The sequence below is a fragment of the Arthrobacter sp. AOP36-F1-5 genome (genome assembly GCF_058137995.1).
The window spans coordinates 1472899-1491413 of sequence record NZ_CM176892.1; the positions used below are offsets into that span (position 1 = coordinate 1472899).

Annotated in this window: 15 protein-coding genes; 11 read left to right on the forward strand and 4 right to left on the reverse strand. The window is 66.4% G+C overall.

The features are described from left to right. Positions 1-3: 3 nt before the first annotated feature. Positions 4-1344 (reverse strand): alpha/beta fold hydrolase, encoded by a 1341-nt coding sequence (locus tag AC3ZI9_RS06795; RefSeq protein ID WP_444553946.1) that lies wholly within the window; start codon positions 1342-1344, stop codon positions 4-6. Between the two features lie 140 nt (positions 1345-1484). Between AC3ZI9_RS06795 and AC3ZI9_RS06800 the strand changes: the two genes are divergently transcribed. Then, positions 1485-2339 carry a metal-dependent hydrolase gene (locus AC3ZI9_RS06800; protein ID WP_444553945.1) on the forward strand — a complete coding sequence of 285 codons (855 nt, stop codon included), beginning with the start codon at positions 1485-1487 and terminating at the stop codon, positions 2337-2339. A 37-nt stretch (positions 2340-2376) separates the two neighbouring features. Here AC3ZI9_RS06800 and AC3ZI9_RS06805 read toward each other — a convergent pair whose 3' ends face one another. Continuing rightward, positions 2377-4911 (reverse strand): DEAD/DEAH box helicase, encoded by a 2535-nt coding sequence (locus AC3ZI9_RS06805; protein ID WP_444553944.1) that lies wholly within the window; start codon positions 4909-4911, stop codon positions 2377-2379. A gap of 81 nt (positions 4912-4992) precedes the next feature. On the opposite strand from AC3ZI9_RS06805, the gene AC3ZI9_RS06810 reads away from it, so the two are divergent. Continuing rightward, positions 4993-5790, forward strand: coding sequence for a trans-aconitate 2-methyltransferase (locus tag AC3ZI9_RS06810; RefSeq protein ID WP_444553943.1), 798 nt, complete (start codon positions 4993-4995; stop codon positions 5788-5790). A gap of 48 nt (positions 5791-5838) precedes the next feature. Here AC3ZI9_RS06810 and AC3ZI9_RS06815 read toward each other — a convergent pair whose 3' ends face one another. Next, complete coding sequence (locus tag AC3ZI9_RS06815; RefSeq protein ID WP_444566837.1) at positions 5839-7128, reverse strand: S1C family serine protease; 1290 nt, start codon at positions 7126-7128, stop codon at positions 5839-5841. A gap of 473 nt (positions 7129-7601) precedes the next feature. Between AC3ZI9_RS06815 and AC3ZI9_RS06820 the strand changes: the two genes are divergently transcribed. Then, positions 7602-7805 carry a hypothetical protein gene (locus tag AC3ZI9_RS06820; RefSeq protein WP_444553942.1) on the forward strand — a complete coding sequence of 68 codons (204 nt, stop codon included), beginning with the start codon at positions 7602-7604 and terminating at the stop codon, positions 7803-7805. Between the two features lie 18 nt (positions 7806-7823). On the opposite strand, the gene AC3ZI9_RS06825 is transcribed toward AC3ZI9_RS06820, so the two are convergent. Continuing rightward, entirely contained in the window at positions 7824-8495 is a 672-nt protein-coding gene (locus tag AC3ZI9_RS06825) for an MBL fold metallo-hydrolase (protein WP_444553941.1), read from the reverse strand. 110 nt (positions 8496-8605) lie between these two features. Between AC3ZI9_RS06825 and AC3ZI9_RS06830 the strand changes: the two genes are divergently transcribed. The 8 genes from AC3ZI9_RS06830 to whiA all read left to right on the forward strand — a co-directional run bounded on the left by AC3ZI9_RS06830 (position 8606) and on the right by whiA (position 18433). Continuing rightward, positions 8606-8983: a GntR family transcriptional regulator gene (locus AC3ZI9_RS06830; RefSeq protein WP_444553940.1), complete on the forward strand. Its 378-nt coding sequence runs from the start codon at positions 8606-8608 to the stop codon at positions 8981-8983. 131 nt (positions 8984-9114) lie between these two features. Beyond that, positions 9115-11982 (forward strand): excinuclease ABC subunit UvrA, encoded by a 2868-nt coding sequence (gene uvrA / locus AC3ZI9_RS06835; protein WP_444554048.1) that lies wholly within the window; start codon positions 9115-9117, stop codon positions 11980-11982. A 103-nt stretch (positions 11983-12085) separates the two neighbouring features. Next, on the forward strand, positions 12086-12790 hold the full coding sequence (locus AC3ZI9_RS06840; protein WP_444554047.1) for an HAD hydrolase-like protein: 705 nt from the start codon (positions 12086-12088) through the stop codon (positions 12788-12790). Continuing rightward, the gene (locus AC3ZI9_RS06845) at positions 12791-13459 is read left to right on the forward strand and encodes a lysophospholipid acyltransferase family protein (RefSeq protein WP_444553939.1); all 669 of its coding nucleotides are present in this window, start codon (positions 12791-12793) and stop codon (positions 13457-13459) included. It abuts the gene before it with no gap. A gap of 10 nt (positions 13460-13469) precedes the next feature. Continuing rightward, the gene (uvrC, locus tag AC3ZI9_RS06850) at positions 13470-15461 is read left to right on the forward strand and encodes an excinuclease ABC subunit UvrC (protein WP_444553938.1); all 1992 of its coding nucleotides are present in this window, start codon (positions 13470-13472) and stop codon (positions 15459-15461) included. Between the two features lie 35 nt (positions 15462-15496). Further along, entirely contained in the window at positions 15497-16390 is an 894-nt protein-coding gene (gene rapZ, locus AC3ZI9_RS06855; RefSeq protein ID WP_444553937.1) for an RNase adapter RapZ, read from the forward strand. Positions 16391-16394: 4 nt separating this feature from the next. Further along, positions 16395-17450: a gluconeogenesis factor YvcK family protein gene (locus tag AC3ZI9_RS06860; RefSeq protein WP_444553936.1), complete on the forward strand. Its 1056-nt coding sequence runs from the start codon at positions 16395-16397 to the stop codon at positions 17448-17450. 2 nt (positions 17451-17452) lie between these two features. Further along, positions 17453-18433: a DNA-binding protein WhiA gene (whiA, locus tag AC3ZI9_RS06865; protein ID WP_087000982.1), complete on the forward strand. Its 981-nt coding sequence runs from the start codon at positions 17453-17455 to the stop codon at positions 18431-18433. The last annotated feature ends 82 nt before the right edge of the window (positions 18434-18515 follow it).

The window sequence follows — 18515 nt, forward strand, 5'->3', positions numbered from 1 at the left end:
CCCTCAGTCAGGCCGACTGATGGCCGGCTCCGCCGATTCCGCGTCGGAAGGGGACGTCATGCCCAGCAGCCGGGCGAAGATGCCCGCCCCGTCGTCGGCGATTCCGTCATGGTGGAAGTCGGCGGTCTCCCAGACGCGTAGGCCACGGACCTTTTCTGCCGTGGCGCGGCTGATGTCCCGGTCCACGTACACGTCATCGGAGTACACGGCGGCCGCCACAGGCACCGTGGTGGCGGCGAGCTGTTCGGCGTCGTACAGGGCCGGCCACTGCTCATGATCCGCGAGGATCCGGGCCACGTCCTCCAACGGTCGGAGGAGGGGATCCTCCCGGAAGTACCAGCTGTAGACCATCTCCCCGGTAAGCAGGGGCTCGGCGGAGGCCGGATCGAACTCGGGGAACTCGGCGGCGACGCGTTCGGCGGCCCAGCGGGTGGCCCGCCCGTGCGCGTAGATCGATTCGTGCAGTAGGGCGTAGAGCGGATTCGGGCCCCGGCTGGCCTGCTGGAACAGCACCCCCGTGAAGGCATCCGACAGCCGGGGGCCGTCGGGGGTGGGGATGAACGCCGATTCGAAGACGAAGTGGAGCTGGTCCATCCGGGTGTTTCCGCCCAGGAACTGGCCCAGGATCTGGACGAGGCCACCCGTGACGCCCCGTCCGTCGGGGAGTTGCTCATGTTCCTGCTCGACGTGGCGCATGATCCGGTTCAGGACCAGGCGGTCCTCGGGATACCGGGCGAAGTACTCGGTGTTGCGCGCGGCCATGCGCGCATACGTGGCCCGGTAGACCTCTTCGGGGTCGCCGTCGACCGGCCCCAGGCCCCCGGTGACCAGACAACGGTCCAGCGATCCGGGGGCCAGCGACAGGTAGGTCAGGGTACAGAATCCCCCGAAGCTCTGCCCGAAGGTGCTCCACGAATCGATGCCCAGTTCGGCACGGATGGCCTCGGCATCACGCACGATCGAATCGGCACGGAAGTGCGTCAGATAGGAGGCCTGCGCCGCGGCATCACCCCGCAGTGGCAATGATTGCCGGTTGGCGGGGGTGCTCAGCCCGGTCCCGCGCTGGTCCAGCAACAGGATCCTGAAGGTCTTCGCTGCCTCGGCCATCCATCCCGTCAGCGAGGAGACCCGGGGGCTGGCAGCTCCCGGCCCGCCTTGCAGATAGAGCAGCCACGGCAGCTGGCCGGGGTCCTCGTGCTCCAGGGAGGAGACCTCCCGGGCGAAGACGGTGATGGTCTCACCATCGGGCCGGCCATGGTCGAGCGGGACGGTGAAGTAGTGTTCGGTGGCGCGGAGGCCGCGGAACTCGTGGGTGGCGGACACACGGTGCATCAGGGCGGTCATGTGATCAACACTACCGGCCCCGGCGCCGGCCCCCGACGTCCAATCGACACCGGGGGCCCCTAGGCTGGGACCCGCCGTGGCCGCCGGTCGGAGGCCGAAGCACCAACCCGTCTTCCATCGGATGAAAGAGAGCCAAGCCCATGATGGGAGGCCACCATGCTGCCAGTGGTGCAGCGGTCTGGATCGCCGTCACCACCCAGCCGGTACTGGGCTTGGGTCCGGTGGCGGAGTGGCTCTCCTTCCTCCCTGCCCGCATCCCGTTGGGTTTCGGCCTGCTGGAGGTCTCTGACGCCGGGGTGCTCGCCGGGGCGCTGGTCTGCGCCGGGGCGGCCCTGCTGCCCGACGCCGACCACCGACACGCCAGCATCGCCCAGTCGCTGCCGCCGGTGTCGAACCTGATGTGCGCCGGGATCGGCCGGGTGGCCGGGGGACATCGCAACGGCACCCATTCCCTGCTCGGGATCGCCCTCTTCACCCTGATCGCCCATGCATTGGGCCTCTGGGAGGTCCATTCCCCCCGGTGGGGAACGGTCTTTCCCGGGGCGGGACTGTCGGCGGTACTGCTGATCGCCTTTGCCCTGAAGGCGTTGAAGTTCATCCCGGATGCCATGCGCAAACTGCCGTGGGTGGTGTCCATTCCCGCCGGGGCCTTCGTGGCCCTCTTCGCCCCCGAGGAGCAGTACTGGTTCGTGTTGGCCGTGCTGCTCGGAACGGCGACCCATGTCCTGGGGGACCTGCTGACCGTCGGTGGCTGCAACCTGCTGTGGCCGCTTCGACTACGCGCGCCAAGTAAGCTGCGCAGACTCCCGTTGCTGCGCCAGATCTGGCGTCCCAGCGGCAGGCTGGCCGTCCCGGTCCTGGGTGTGGCCGGGTCCTGGCGCGAATGGTTGCTCTGCGTACCGGTCTCGCTCTACGCATTCCTGGGGATCATGGCGCCCGTCCTGGGCATCGCCGCGGCCAGATCCCAGCCGTTGTATGCCGCGTTCCTTCCCTGAGACACCACCCCGGGGCGACGGCGCCGGGGCCCGGGCCCTAGTCGAGCCGGCCCACACCAGTGACGGTCACCACGGCGGTCCCCGCCTCGTCGGAGTCCGCCAGATTGATCACGGCGTCAATGCCCCAGTCGTTGTTCCCGGCAGGATCCTTGAAGATCTGCCTGACCTTCCATTCGGTGGGGGACGGGGTGATGATCAACAGTTGGGGGCCGCGGGCGGCCGGCCCGTCATCGATGTCGTCGTGTTCGTCGAAGTAGTCGTCCATGGCGTCCGCCCAGGCATCGGCGTCGAAGCCGTGGTGCCCGTCGAGCTGGCCCAGGGTTTGTTCCTGCTCATCGGCGAAGAGCTGGACACGACGGAACATCTCGTTGCGGACCATCACCCGGAAGGCCCGCTCGTTCGAGGTCAGGCGTTCGGGCTTCGGCGGGGTGATCTGCGCCGAGGGGTCCTGGGGCATCTCCCCGCTGGAGAGCTTCTCCCATTCGTCCAGCAGCGAGGAGTCGGTCTGGCGGACCAGTTCGCCCAGCCACTCGATGAGGTCCTCGAGATCCTCACGCAAGGCATCGCGGGGCACCGTCTGGCGCAACGCCTTGAAGGCATCGGTCAGGTAGCGCAGCAGGATACCCTCCGAGCGCGCCAACGAATAGAAGGCGATGTACTCCCCGAACGACATGGCCCGTTCATACATGTCGCGGACCACGGATTTGGGGGCGAGCTCGAAATCACCGAGCCAGGGGGCCCCGCTGCGGTAGGTCTCGAAGGCCTCGCCCAACAGTTCGGCCAACGGTTGCGCATAGGTGACTTCGTCGAGCGCGTTCATCCGCGCCTCGTATTCCATCCCCTCGGCCTTCATCGCGGCCACGGCTTCGCCGCGGGCCTTCTTTTCCTGGGCGTTCAGTACCTGGCGTGGCTTCTCCAGGGTTGCTTCGATGACCGAGACCACGTCGAGGGCGTAGCTGGGTGAATCCCGGTCCAGGATCTCCAGGCTGGCCATCGCGAACGGGGAAAGCGGCTGGTTCAGCGCGAAGTTCTCCTGCAATTCAACGGTCAGGCGCAGCATGTTCCCGTGTTCGTCGGGCTCTTCCAGACGTTCGACCACCCCGGTGGCCAGGAGCTCGCGCAGGATTCCCAGGGCCCGACGCAGCAGGGCACTCTGTCGAGCCGGCGGCTCATGGTTTTCGGTCAGCAGCTTGCGGGCCGCGACAAAGGAGTTCCCGGGGCGCTCCAGCAGATTGAGCAACATCGAGTGGGTGACCTTGAACGACGAGGTCAGGGGCTCGGGGGTGGAGGCCACCATCTTGTCGAAGGTCTTCTCGGACCAGGAGACGAAACCCTGCGGCGGCTTCTTCTTGACCACCTGGCGTAGCTTCTTCGAGTCATCGCCGAACTTCGCGACGGCCTTGGTCATCGACTTCTTGTTTTCGATGGCGAATTCCGGGGCCTGGACGACGACGGTTCCCGCCGTGTCGTAGCCGGCTCGTCCGGCCCGGCCGGCGATCTGGTGGAACTCGCGGGCATTCAGCGGCCGGGTGCGGATGCCGTCGTATTTGGAGAGTGCGGTCAGCATCACCGTGCGGATGGGGACATTGATGCCCACCCCGAGGGTGTCGGTGCCGCAGATGACCTTGAGCAGGCCGGCCTGGGCCAGCTGTTCGACCAGTCGGCGGTATTTGGGCAGCATGCCGGCGTGGTGGACCCCGATCCCGTGACGGACCAGGCGGTTCAGTGTCTTGCCGAAGCCCGTGGCGAAACGGAACCCGGCGATCAGTTCGGAGATCCGGTCCTTCTCCTCCCGGGTGCACACGTTGATGCTCATCAGGGACTGGGCGCGTTCGATGGCTTCGAGCTGGCTGAAGTGCACCACATAGACGGGAGCCTGCTGGGTGGACAACAGTTCCTCCATGGCTTCCTGGACCGGCTCCTCGGAATAGTAGTAATGCAGGGGGATGGGGCGCTCGGCGTTGGCCACCGTCGTGGTGTGCCGACCCGTGCGCTGGGTGAGTTCGTCCTCGAAGCGGGTGACGTCGCCCAGGGTCGCGGACATGAGCAGGAACTGCGCCTGGGGCAACTCCAGCAGCGGGACCTGCCAGGCCCAACCGCGTTGCGGGTCGGAGTAGAAGTGGAACTCGTCCATCACCACAGGGCCCAGATCGGCGTCGCCCCCTTCGCGCAAGGCGATGTTGGCGAGGATCTCCGCGGTGCAACAGATGATCGGAGCGTCCTGGTTCACCGAGGAATCCCCGGTGACCATCCCGACGTTCTCGGCTCCGAAGATCTCACAGAGGGCGAAGAACTTCTCCGAGACCAGCGCCTTGATCGGCGCCGTGTAATAGCTGCGGTCCCCGCGGGCCAACGCATGGAAGTGGGCGGCGACGGCCACCAGGGATTTCCCGGAGCCGGTCGGGGTCGCCAGGATGACGTTGTTGCCCTCGACCAGTTCCATCACCGCCTCGTCCTGCGCCGGATACAGGGAAATCCCGCGATCCTCCGCCCAGGTCAGGAAAGCGGCATAGGTCGATTCGGCGGTGGCCCCACGCGGCGGGGAATCAGGCAGCAGGTCAGTAAGATTCATGGTCCCTCCAGCCTATCGTCCAGCGACCCCGGCGTCGGTGTGCACGCGTCGAACCCGTCGAGGCCGGAATAGGGTGGGGCCATGAAATGGAACCCCGCCAAGTACGTCCAATTCGCCACCCACCGCGACCGCCCCTTCTTCGAGCTGATCGCCCGGATCGAAGAAGACGCCCCGAGGCGGGTCGTCGACCTGGGTTGCGGTCCGGGTCCGCTGACCGCCGCACTGGCCGATCGGTGGCCCGACGCCCGGATCACCGGGCTGGATGCCTCACCCGAAATGATCGGGAAGGCCACCGCGGATCATCAGCGGCCCCGTGTGGACTTCGCCGAAGCCGACGCCGCAACCTGGACTCCCGAAGCGGAAACCGACGTCCTCATCAGCAATGCGATGATGCAGTGGATTCCCGGGCACGGGGAGCTCATGGCGGGATGGCTCGATGCCCTCAAGCCGGGCGCGTGGTTCGCGGCCCAGGTACCGGGCAACTTCGAGGCCCCCTCGCATGCGTTGATGCGAGGACTTGCCGCGGAAGCGCAGTGGGCGGACCGCTTGCAGGGATTGGTGCTGCGCAAGGACGCGGTCGCCGAACCGGAGACGTACCTGCGCCTGATGTTCGACCATGGTTTCGAAGCAGACGTGTGGGAGACCACGTACGAGCAGATCCTGCACGGTCCCGACCCGGTGCTCGACTGGGTCCGCGGTACGGCACTACGCCCGATCCTCTCGGTGCTGGAGGATGCCGACGCCGCGGAGTTCGAGGCGGAGTACGCCGCGCTGGTCCGTGAGGCCTACCCTCCCTTCACCGGCCCGGATGGCGGGGAACTGACGGTCTTCCCCTTCCGGCGCATCTTCATGGTCGGGCGCAAGGAGGACCGGCGGTAGGCATGGAGGCCCGCATGAGGCCGATAGGGCCGCGGTCTTGGCACCGGCCTAGCCGCCGGATTCGTTGCACTGCTGCGGATCCCCGTAGGGGCTACGTGCACCGTTGATCAGCCAGTTGAGTCCGTCCCAATGCATTTTGTACTCGATCGCCCAGTCTGAACAGTCCTGCTGGCCGTCCTTGCTGTCTTCAGTGTCCTGCACCGTTTGTAGCTGGACGAGGGCCACCAGGTCGTCGCCGTGTCCGCTGACATCAACGACGTTGAATCCGAGCCAGTACGACGAGGCCAGACCTGCCTGCCATGTGCCCAGTCCGCCCATGCCCTCCTGCATTTCAGGAGTGAAAAAATCGAATGCCGCCTCGTAGGCGCCATCGTTGATGCCCTGACCGTGGATCTGCAGGCTCTGGGCAATGTTCATGGCCTGATCGTGCTCTGAGTCGATGGAGACCTCGACCTCGACGCTCCGGGCCAGGGCATCTTCGCACTCGGCAGGCCGCACCGGGACGTTCCGTTGCTGCCATGCCTCGACTGCTTGTGCCGTACGGGGTCCGGAGACGGCATAGGCCATGCCAGCGACGGATCTCTCACTGCGGCGGTCCGGACGCATGCTCATGACCCCTGCAACCGAGCCGTCCCGGGTGATGAGAGGGCCACCGCTGTTCCCGGGGTTGACCGGTGTGTCTGTCAGGACGAAGTTGCCGGAGTCCACTTCGGATTCGGGCGCGCCTCGTTTCAGCCCGCTGACCGTTCCCTTGGAGAAGGAAAGGTCGTCGCCAAAGGGGAAACCCAGCGCCGCCACCTCGGTCCCGACGGGTGGATCCTCCTGCCGCAAGGTAAATACATGGCCCGGGGCGGTGTTGTTCAGGCGCAACAAGGCGAGATCAGCGTTGTTGTTCACTCCCATGACTTGAGCCCCGGAGAGATCGCCGTCGATCTGGGTCGTGACTGAAGTTGCCCCCTGTACGACATGGGCTGCCGTCACGAGCAAGTCATCCGCGACCAGGAAACCCGAGCCGGTCCCTCCACCGTCACAGGTGACGACCTGGATTTTTGCCAGGCCGCTGGTGACGTCCTGTGCCGTCTCGGGCCACGTCGCGACCGACTCACTCGAGGCGGCTGGTGTAGTGGGTGGGGAGCTTGGTGGTGGGGATGGAGTTTTCGGTTCCGGTGCGGAGGAGGTCGCTGGTGACGAGGGGGCCGCAGGTCTTGGCACATCGGCTTGGGGTGAAGCAGTCAGGGCCGCTCCGCCGCCTGATAAGGCACTGCAGCCGGTGATGGCAGTTCCGATGATGGTTCCCAACGCGATCAACTGATACGTTTTTCCGGTCCGGGGCTTCACGTCGGCTCACTCTCCTTGTCGTCGGAGCCGCCCGGGCAATCTTGGTGGACAGCGCGAAAGTTGACTTAGCTTAGAGCGTTCTGCCGGCTAGGACCAGTGTTCAAGGGATCCCGTTCTACGGGGGCTGGTGAAGGGCGCGGCCTTTAGTCAGCGGACCACGTGGTGACCGATGGTGGGAGGAGTGGCTGCGGAATCTGGGGGGCCCGACGCCGGGGGTATCTGTTGCCGCACGGAAGTGTCTGCGTATGGACGGCGCCTGCCCTGGGGTGCTGCCCTCGGGAACTTGAAGTATCACCGAGGCTTCGAAACCCCCGGAATGGGGAGCCGTGGGACGTCCCGTCCAGCTACAGTTCCATGGTCGGGAACCGTGGCCCGACCGGGAGGCCTCCGCGCAGTCAAACCTTCCCGTGCCGTGTCCGGGGTGGTAGAGCTGGGGTCAGCAGCGACGGAACACCGCACAGGAGGAACCGGCCATGGAAAACCCACTACCCCGCGCCTACCAGAGCTATCTGGAGGGGGCCGAACCAGCCTTCCTCGATACCGTCCGACCCGTCATGCAGGAATCCGTGGCCGAAGGCGAATACGGGGTCCTCGTGAGATTCCTCGGATCTGGCGTCCAGGCCCTGGTGTCGGAGACGGTCCCGTTCGGAGAGGTCCGGGAACTGCATAACGAGTAGGGGGCGCCAGCCAGCCGTCTACCAGCCGCGCTGTTTCCATTCAGCCAGTTGCGGGCGTTCCGCGCCCAGGGTGGTGCCCTTCCCGTGACCGGGATGGACGAATGCGTCATCCGGGTACTGCCCGAAGAGACGCTCAGAGACGTCCTCATGCAGGGAGGCAAACCGGGAGGGGTCGCCATCGGTGTTCCCCAAGCCTCCGGGGAAGAGGCTGTCACCGCTGAAGATATGCGTCGGGCCCGAGGGGTCCTCATACACGTAGGCGATGGAGCCGGGGGTGTGTCCACGCAGGTGCACGGCCCGCAGATCGAAGCCGTCGAAGTTCCCGATATCGTCCTGGCCCAGGACCACAGCGGGTTCGACTCCCGTGGCCGCCCGGATCCCTTCCACGTCGTCGGCCCCGCAGGCCGTCCGCACGCCGGTCTCATCGGCCAGCTCGCGCAGCGCCCGGACGTGGTCCCAATGCTGGTGGGTGGTGGCGATCAGCTCAAGGTGCGGGGTCACCGCCGCGTCCTCGGCGGCCTCACTGATCAGACCGCGCAGTGCCGGTGCGTCGGCGGCGGCATCGATCAGCACCTGCGCGCCGGTCTGCTTATGGGTGATGAGGTAGGCGTTGTTGTCCATCGACGAAACGGACACGCGGCGGATGGTGACCTCCGCCAGGTCATGCAACAGCGAATTCTCTGGGCTCATGCCGCCAGCCTAGGCGCTCGCCGGAGCGGGGGAAAAGCGCCGGCGGGTACTGTGGGGGGCACCCGAAGCCACGGCCAGCGATGACCGGCCCGGATCCCCGAGGAGACCCAGTGAACGACGACGTCTTGGATTTTGTCGCCATCAGCAAGGACGTGCCTGAGAACCCGTATGACCAGATCCGCCAACAGATCCTGGAGGCCATCGGTTCGGGGAAGCTGGTTCCGGGAACCCGGCTGACTTCGGTCCGGGCGCTCGCCGGACGACTGGGGGTCGCCGTGAACACGGTGGCCCGGTCCTACCGGGAACTCGAACAGGCAGGAGCAGTCCAGACCCGAGGGCGTCACGGGACCGTCGTCCTGGCCACGGGCTCCGAGGGCGACCGCAGACTCGCGTCCGCGGCCCAGGAACTGGCCTCGCAGGCCAGGACCTGGGGCGTGGGGGAGGACCGCGCCGTTGAATTTCTGCGGGCCGCCTTCCGCGTGCAGTGAACACCGGCGGTCCAAACCCGCTGAAACCCGCAAAAACATGAGTCTTCGAACGTGTGTTCGAGGCCGAATTCGACTACTCTGGACCCGTGGCTATTTCCTCCAGCGAATTGCAATCCGTTCCCAGCGTTTCCATGGAATCCATCGAGCGTGCCCACGACCGGTCGCGACTTCTCGTGAAGGGCGCCCGGGAGCACAACCTGCGCAATGTGGATCTGGATCTCCCGCGGGACGCGATGATCGTCTTCACGGGCTTGTCCGGATCGGGCAAGTCCTCCCTGGCTTTCGACACGATCTTCGCCGAGGGCCAGCGCCGCTATGTCGAATCGCTCTCCGCCTATGCCCGCCAGTTCCTCGGCCAGGTCGACAAGCCGGACGTGGACTTCATCGAAGGACTGTCCCCGGCGGTCTCGATCGATCAGAAGTCGACGTCGAAGAACCCGCGTTCCACGGTCGGGACGATCACCGAGATCTACGACTACATGCGCCTGTTGTGGGCCCGTGTCGGCCACCCGCACTGCCCGGTGTGCCATGAACCGGTCACCCGGCAGACCCCGCAGGCGATCGTGGACCAGCTGCTCGAGCTCGAGGAGGGGATGCGTTTCCAGATCCTCGCTCCGGTGGTCCGCTCACGCAAGGGCGAGTTCGTCGACCTTTTCAAGGAGCTGGCTGCCAAGGGCTATGCCCGTGCCCGGGTCGACGGGGACACCATCCAACTCAGCGACCCCCCGAAGCTGGGCAAGCAGTACAAACACACCATCGAGGTCGTCATCGACCGGTTGGTCGCCAAGGACGGCATCCGGCAACGGCTGACGGATTCGATCGAGACGGCCCTGGGCCTGGCCGACGGCCGCGTGCTCGCTGACTTCGTCGACCTGCCCGCCCAGGACGACGCGCGGGTCCGGGCCTTCTCGGAACATCTGGCCTGCCCCAACGAACACCCGTTGGCGATCGACGAGGTCGAGCCGCGCTCGTTCTCCTTCAACAACCCCTTCGGTGCCTGCCCCGCGTGCACCGGCATCGGGACCCGGTTGGAGGTCGACGAGGAACTCGTCGTGCCCGATCCGGGCAAGACATTGGCCGAAGGGGCCATCGCGCCCTGGTCGCTGGGCGTGGCCACCACCCAATACTGGAACCGGCTGCTGCAGGGCCTGGGCGACGACCTGAAATTCGATCTGGATACCCCCTGGCGCAAGTTCACCGACGTCCAGCGCGATGCGATCCTCAACGGCAAGGACCATAAGGTCGTGGTCCAGTACCGCAACCGTTTCGGACGGGAGCGCAAATACAGCACCGGGTTCGAAGGTGTCATCCAGTACATCCACCGCAAACACCTGGAAACCGAATCCGATCACGCCCGGGACCGGTACGAGGAATACATGCGGCAGATTCCCTGCCCCGTGTGCAACGGCGCCCGGCTGAACCCCGCCTCCCTGTCGGTGCTGATCAACGGCAAGTCCATTGCCGAAGTCTCCGCCATGCCGATGCGCGAATGCGCCGACTTCCTCAATGCCCTGGTCCTGTCGGGACGCGAAAAGCAGATCGCCCACCAGGTGCTCATCGAGATCCAGGCCCGGCTGCGCTTCCTGCTCGACGTCGGACTCGAGTACCTGAACCTCGAACGAGCCGCCGGAACGCTCTCCGGTGGGGAGGCCCAGCGCATCCGCCTGGCCACCCAGATCGGTTCGGGGCTGGTCGGCGTGCTCTACGTCCTGGACGAACCCTCCATCGGCCTGCATCAGCGCGATAACCGACGCCTGATCGAGACCCTGAACCGCCTGCGCGACCTCGGGAACACGCTCATCATCGTCGAGCATGACGAGGACACCATCCATCAGGCCGACTGGATCGTCGATGTCGGCCCGGGGGCCGGCGAACACGGGGGCACCGTCGTGCACTCGGGGTCGTTGGAAGGGCTGATGGCCAATACCGATTCGATGACGGGCGACTACCTCGCGGGCCGCCGCAGGATCGAATTGCCGGCCAAGCGCCGCAAGGTCGATCGCAAACGCCAGGTCACCGTCGTCGGCGCCCGGGAGAACAACCTGCAGGACGTCACGGTGAAGTTCCCGCTCGGGGTGCTGACCGGCATCACCGGGGTCAGCGGCTCCGGGAAGTCCACGCTGGTCAACGACATCCTCTATAAGGTGATGGCCAATAAGCTCAACGGCGCCAAGCAGGTGGCCGGACGGCATACCCGCGTCGAAGGCCTCGACCAGCTCGACAAGGTGGTCCACGTGGACCAGAGTCCGATCGGCCGGACCCCGCGTTCCAACCCGGCGACCTACACCGGGGTCTTCGACCATGTCCGCAAGCTCTTCGCCGAGACCAACGAGGCCAAGGTCCGTGGCTACCTGCCCGGGCGCTTCTCCTTCAACGTCAAGGGCGGGCGCTGCGAATCCTGTTCCGGCGACGGCACGCTGAAGATCGAAATGAACTTCCTGCCCGATGTGTACGTCCCCTGCGAGGTCTGCCACGGGGCCCGGTACAACCGCGAAACACTCGAGGTCCAGTACAAGGGCAAATCCATCTCCGATGTGCTGAACATGCCGATCGAGGAGGCGGCGGAGTTCTTCGCGGCCTTCACCCCGATCGCCCGCCATCTGAAGACGTTGGTGGACGTGGGGCTGGGATACGTCCGGCTCGGCCAGCCCGCCACGACCCTGTCCGGCGGCGAGGCCCAGCGGGTGAAGCTCGCGTCGGAACTGCAGAAGCGTTCGAACGGGCGCAGCATCTACGTGCTCGATGAACCGACCACGGGTCTGCACTTCGAGGACATCCGCAAACTGCTGCTGGTCCTGCAGGGGCTGGTCGACAAGGGCAACACGGTCATCACGATCGAACACAACCTCGACGTCATCAAGAGCACCGACTGGGTCATCGACCTCGGACCCGAAGGCGGCCACGGCGGGGGACAGGTCGTCGCCCAGGGCACCCCCGAACAAGTCGCCAAGGTCGAGGCCAGCCACACCGGCAGGTTCCTGGCCGAGGTCCTCGGCTAGGGTCCCGGCCGGCGTCCCGGCGCGGCGTAGGCGCCGCGTGAGTATGCCGTGGCGGGCATGCCTGCCGTGGAGCCCGGGTGGTCCGTGCGACAATATCCCGGTGATGATTCCTGCCCGCACCGTGCTTTTTGACCTCGACGGCACCCTCGTGGACCCCGCCGGAGGCATCACCGGAGGCATCCTGCATGCTTTGGAACGCAATGGGCTGGACCACCCGGGCGACGACGCCCTGAACCTGTTGATCGGGCCCCCGCTGGCCATCGGATTGCTGGGCCTCCCGGGCATGACAGAGGAACTCCTGCCTCGGGTCATCGCCGACTACCGGACCGAATATGACCGCCACGGCCTGGACGCCAGCCGGGTCTATTCCGGCATCCCCGCACTGCTGGGCCAGCTGCGTGAGGCAGGATGCCGTCTGGCGGTCGCGACCTCCAAGCCCGAACCGCTGGCCCGCCGGCTGCTGGCCGCCAAGGACCTGGATGCCTTCTTCGATTCCATCCACGGATCGGCCCCGGAAGAGGCCTCCACAGCCCCGGCAACCGCCGGGAAAGCCCATATCGTGGCCGCCGCACTCCACGCCACCGGCGGCGGGACCGGAGACACCGTCATGGTCGGGGACCGGCTCTACGACATCGAAGGAGCCCGGGCGAACTCACTGACCGCCCTCGGCGTGTCCTGGGGCTTCGCCGCCGACGGCGAGTTGGAAGCGGCAGGCGCGGCCGCCGTCGTGCACTCCGCCGAGGAACTGGGGCGCCTGCTGGGCCCGGCCACTGCCGGTACACAAGCGCACCGGGGGGCTTCCGCCTAGATGGGGATGTTCGAAGGAGTCCGCGCCGGTTTCCGCGGAACCATCCGTACGCTCTGCCGCCCGGAGATCATCGGGCTGGAGAACGTACCGACCGATGGTCCGTTCATCGTCGCCTCCAACCACCTGTCCTTCCTGGACAGCATCATCATCCAGGCGATCTGTCCGCGTCCTGTCGCCTTCTTCGCGAAGGCCGAGTACTTCACCACCCCGGGGGTCAAGGGACGGGCGATGAAGGCCTTTTTCGAGTCCGTGGGGTCCATCCCCGTCGAACGCGGGGAACAGGCCGCCAGCGTTGCCGCGCTGGACTCGTTGGTGGACCTGCTCGAATCGGGCCAAGGCGTCGGGATCTACCCGGAGGGGACCCGGTCGCGGGACGGGCGGCTCTACCGGGGGAGGACGGGGGTGGGCTGGCTGGCCCTGTCCACCGGGGCGCCGGTGGTTCCCGTGGGGTTGATCGGCACCGAACGCCTGCAACCGGCCGGGAGCAACAGGATCGTCCCGCATCGGTTCACGCTCTCGGTGGGGGAGCCCCTGCAGTTCGAGCATGTCGGGCGTAAGCACCCGCTGCCGCAACGACGCCAGGCCACCGATCAGATCGTCGATGCCATCGCCGGGCTCAGCGGGCAGGAACGGTCAGGCAACTACAACCAGTCGCCCTCGGCAGAGTAGCGTTGGGGGTATGGCCGATCCCAGCAGTTACCGTCCGCGGACCGGCGAGATACCCACGTCTCCCGGCGTCTACCGCTTCCGCGACCCCGCGACACGGGTCATCTATGTAGGCAAGGCCAAGAACCTCCGGTCGCGACTGAATTCCTATTTCGCCAATCCGACGACGCTGGCCCCCAAGACCCACGCCATGGTCCATACCGCGGCCAGTGTCGAGTGGACCGTGGTGGGCAGCGAACTCGAGGCGTTGCAGCTCGAGTACACGTGGATCAAGGAGTACGCCCCGCGGTTCAACATCATGTTCCGCGACGACAAGTCCTACCCGTACCTGGCGGTGACGATGGGGGACAAGTTCCCTCGCGCCCAAGTCATGCGGGGAGACCGCCGCAAGGACGTGAAGTACTTCGGTCCGTTCTATCCGGCCAAGGCGATCCGCGAAACCCTCGACACGTTGTTGCGGGTCTTCCCGGTACGCACCTGTAGCCCCGGGGTCTTCCGCCGGGCCCAATTGACCGGACGTCCCTGCCTGCTGGCGGACATCGGCAAATGTTCGGCGCCGTGCGTGGGCCGGATCAGCCCCGAAGACCACCGGAAACTGGCCGAGGAACTCTGCCAGTTCATGGGAGGCGAAGGCACCCGGTTCATCCGGGATCTGGAAGGCCGGATGAAGGCCGCGGTCGCCGAACTGGATTACGAACAAGCAGCCCGGCTGCGTGACGACATCGCAGCCCTGCGCCGGGTGTTCGAACGCAACGCCGTCGTGCTCTCCGAGGACACCGAGGCGGATATCTTCGCCGTCGCCGAAGACGACCTCGAGGCCTCGGTGCAGGTCTTCCACGTCCGCAACGGCCGGATCCGCGGGCAGCGGGGCTGGGTCGTGGAGAAGGTGGAGGACACCGACGGACCGAAGTTCATCGAACACCTGCTGCAGCAGGTCTACGGGGAGAACACCGGTGGGGACCGGATCCCCCGGGAGGTCCTGGTGCCGGTTGAACCGGAGAACCGGCAGGAACTGGCGATATGGCTGCGCGGGCTGCGCGGCAGCGCGGTGAACCTGCGGGTGCCCCAACGCGGGGAGAAGGCCACCTTGATGGGCACCGTGAAGGAGAACGCCGAGCAGTCCCTGCGCCTGCATAAATCACGCCGCGCCGCCGATATCACCACGCGCAGTGCCGCTCTGCAGGAACTCCAGGAGGCACTCGCGCTGCCGATACCGCTGATGCGCATCGAATGCTATGACATCTCCCATGTCTCGGGTACCAATGTCGTGGCCTCCATGGTGGTGGTCGAGGACGGCATGCCCAAGAAGTCCGAATACCGCAAGTTCTCCATCAGCGGTGAAGCGGCCCGGGATGACACGGCCTCCATGTACGACGTCATCACCCGCAGATTCCGCCACTACCTCGAGGACCAGGCGGCCATGGCGCCGGTGATTTCCGGAGAGATCAGCATTGAGGAACAGGGTGAGAAGGCCCCGCCGAAGAAATTTGCCTACCCGCCCTCCCTGGTCGTGGTCGACGGCGGTCCGCCGCAGGTCGCCGCGGCAGTCCGGGCGTTGGAGGACCTGGGGATCGACGACGTCTACGTCGCCGGGCTGGCCAAGCGACTGGAGGAACTCTGGCTGCCCGAGGATCCGTTCCCCGTGGTTCTGCCGCGGGCGTCCCACGGGTTGTACCTGCTCCAGCGCATCCGTGACGAGGCGCACCGGTTCGCCATCACCTTCCACCGGCAGAAACGTAGTTCGTCGATGGTTTCCTCGCTGCTTGACCAGGTTCCCGGGCTGGGGCCGGCCAAACGCCAGGCGGTCATCAAGCACTTCGGTTCGCTCAAGCGCATGCGGGCGGCGACCGCCGAGGACTTCACCCGGGTCAAGGGGGTCGGAACCGTCCTGGCCGGACACCTGGTCGAGGCGCTGGCCCTGCCGCAGGAGCCCGACGACACCGCAGAGGACGACGACGGTGCCACCCCGGCGGTCAACACCACCACCGGGGAGCTGCTCGACTGAGAACGGCCGTGTCGGAACACGACTAGACTGAAACCATGAGTATCGAGCTGAGCCCCGTCAAGCCCGAAGCATCAGAAATGCTGGTCGTGACCGGCATGTCCGGTGCCGGCCGCACCACCGCCGCCCACGCCCTGGAGGACCTGGGCTGGTACGTGGTGGAGAACCTGCCCCCGCAGCTGCTGGGCACCCTGACCGATCTGGTCGCCCGCACCCCCGGGTCCATCCCCAAGCTGGCCGTGGTCATGGACGTCCGGAGCCGGGCGCTGTTCGCCGAACTGCGCGAGAACCTGGGCCAGCTCAGGGCCGCCGGGATCGAATACCGGGTGTTGTTCCTCGACGCCAGCGACGAACTGCTCATCCGCCGTTTCGAACAGGGCCGGCGTCCCCACCCGCTGCAGGGGGAGGGGCGGATCTCCGACGGCATCACCGCCGAACGCGAGGTCCTGAAGGAAATCAAGGACCACGCAGAGATCGTCATCGACACCACCCCCTTGAACGTCCATGCCCTAGGCCGGTCGATCATCGAACTGTTCTCCGATTCGGGACCGGTGGTCCTGCGGCTGAACGTGATGAGTTTCGGTTTCAAATACGGCTTGCCCACCGATGCGAACTTCCTGGCCGATGTCCGGTTCATCCCGAACCCGCACTGGGTACCCGCGCTCCGCCCGCATACCGGCCAGGAGAAGGTCGTCAGCGACTACGTCCTGGAAGCCGACGGGACGGCCGACTTCATCTTCCACTATCTTGAAGCGCTCGAACCGGTCCTGGAGGGGTATCGCCGCGAGAACAAGCACTACGCGACCATCGCCATCGGGTGCACCGGTGGCAAGCACCGGTCGGTGGCCGTGAGCGAGGAGATGGCGCGCCGACTCAGGCAGATCCCCAACGTCACGGTCATGGTCAACCACCGCGATCTGGGCCGGGAGTAAGTCCATGACGTTCCTGACCGGACAGATGCCGATGCTTCCCCCACGTCCGGCGGGCAGCGGCGATGAGATGACCACCACCCGGGTCGCAGCACTCGGCGGCGGACATGGCCTTTCGGCCTCCCTCTCGGCGCTCCGGCGGCTCACGAATGACATCACGGCCATCGTCACGGTCGCCGACGACGGCGGATCCTCCGGACGATTGCGCCGCGAATTGGGCGTCCTGCCGCCCGGTGACCTACGCATGGCCTTGGCCGCCCTTTGTGACGAATCGGACTGGGGACGGACCTGGCGCGACGTCATGCAGCATCGTTTCGTCGGCTCCGAAGGGGTAGAAACCTCGCTGGAGAACCACGCGGTGGGCAACCTGCTGATCATCACCCTATGGGAGCTGCTGGGAAATGCCGTGGCCGGGCTGCGCTGGGCCGGTGCCCTGCTCGGGGCCCGCGGCGCCGTGCTGCCGATGAGTACCGTGCCGCTATACATCTCCGGGGAGGTCCTGGCCACCGCCGGGGACGGAAGCCTAGTCCGACGACGGATCCATGGGCAGGCGGCTCTGGCCGAAGCCGGAAACGACACCCTGGTCAGCAATGTGACGTTGGCCCCCACCGATGCCCCGGCCTGCCCCGAGGCGTTGGACGCCATCGAACTGGCCGACTGGGTCATCCTGGGCCCCGGCTCCTGGTACACCTCGGTTTTGCCGCATCTGCTCCTGCCGGAAATGCGTGAGGCACTGCAGAACACCCCGGCCCGTCGCCTGCTGACGATGAACCTGGTCACCGATACCCAGGAGACCTCGGGAATGACCGCCGCAGCACATCTTGACGTGATTGCCCGCTACGCCCCGGACCTGAGAATCGACGCCGTTCTGGCCGATCCATCGTCCGTCGATGACGAGCAGGCCTTCCGTGCGGCAGCCGGCCGGCTCGGCGCCGAGTGCTTTTTCGGTAAGGTGGCTACTGGGCATGACCGTGCCGTCCACGAGCCCCTGCGGCTTGCGGCGGAGTATCAGGATGTCTTTGAGGCGTTTGCCCGGAATACAACGCGACGTGAGGAAGAGTAGCCATGGCACTGACCGCTTCGGTCAAGGACGAGCTGTCCCGGCTGGACGTCAAGAAGTCCTCCGTGCGTAAAGCCGAAGTGTCGGCGACCCTGCGCTTCGCCGGGGGACTGCACATCATTTCAGGTCGCATCGTCATCGAGGCGGAAGTCGATCTTGCCGCCACCGCCCGGCGGCTGCGTCAGGCCATCTCCGAGGTCTACGGACACACCGCCGAGATCATCGTCGTCTCCGCGGGGGGCCTGCGCCGGGGCAGCCGCTATGTCGTCCGGGTGGTCAGGGACGGCGAATCGTTGGCCCGCCAGACGGGTCTGCTCGATGGCCGGGGCCGCCCGGTTCGGGGACTGCCCTCGGTCATCGTCAACGGTTCCACCGCCGACGCCGAAGCCGTCTGGCGCGGAGCCTTCCTCGCCCATGGCTCGCTGACCGAACCCGGCCGCTCGTCGGCACTGGAGGTCACGTGCCCGGGCCCCGAAGCGGCCCTGGCCCTGGTCGGGGCCGCCCGGCGGCTCGATATCGTCGCCAAGGCCCGCGAAGTGCGGGGGGTTGACCGCGTCGTCATCCGCGACGGTGACAGCATCGCCGCATTGCTGACCCGCATGGGCGCCCACGACACGTTGTTGGTGTGGGAGGAACGGCGCATGCGCAAGGAGGTCAGGGCGACGGCCAACCGGCTGGCGAACTTCGATGACGCCAACCTGCGCCGCTCGGCCCAGGCCGCCGTGGCGGCGGGTGCCCGGGTCGAACGGGCCCTGGAGATCCTGGGAGACGACGTCCCGGACCATCTACAATATGCCGGGGCCCTCCGCGTGGCGCATAAACAGGCCAGCCTGGATGAACTGGGCCACCTGGCCGACCCCCCGATGACGAAGGACGCCATCGCCGGAAGGATCCGTCGCCTGTTGGCGATGGCGGACCGCCGGGCCGCTGAACTGGGAATACCCGGGACCGAGGCCAGCGTTACCGCAGATATGCTCGACGGCTGATCAAGCCGCTGGATTTCCGTCGCCGCGAGGCACGGGAAGCACTACCCACCAGCATGCCCGTAGAGCGGGCGTGTGAGAGACA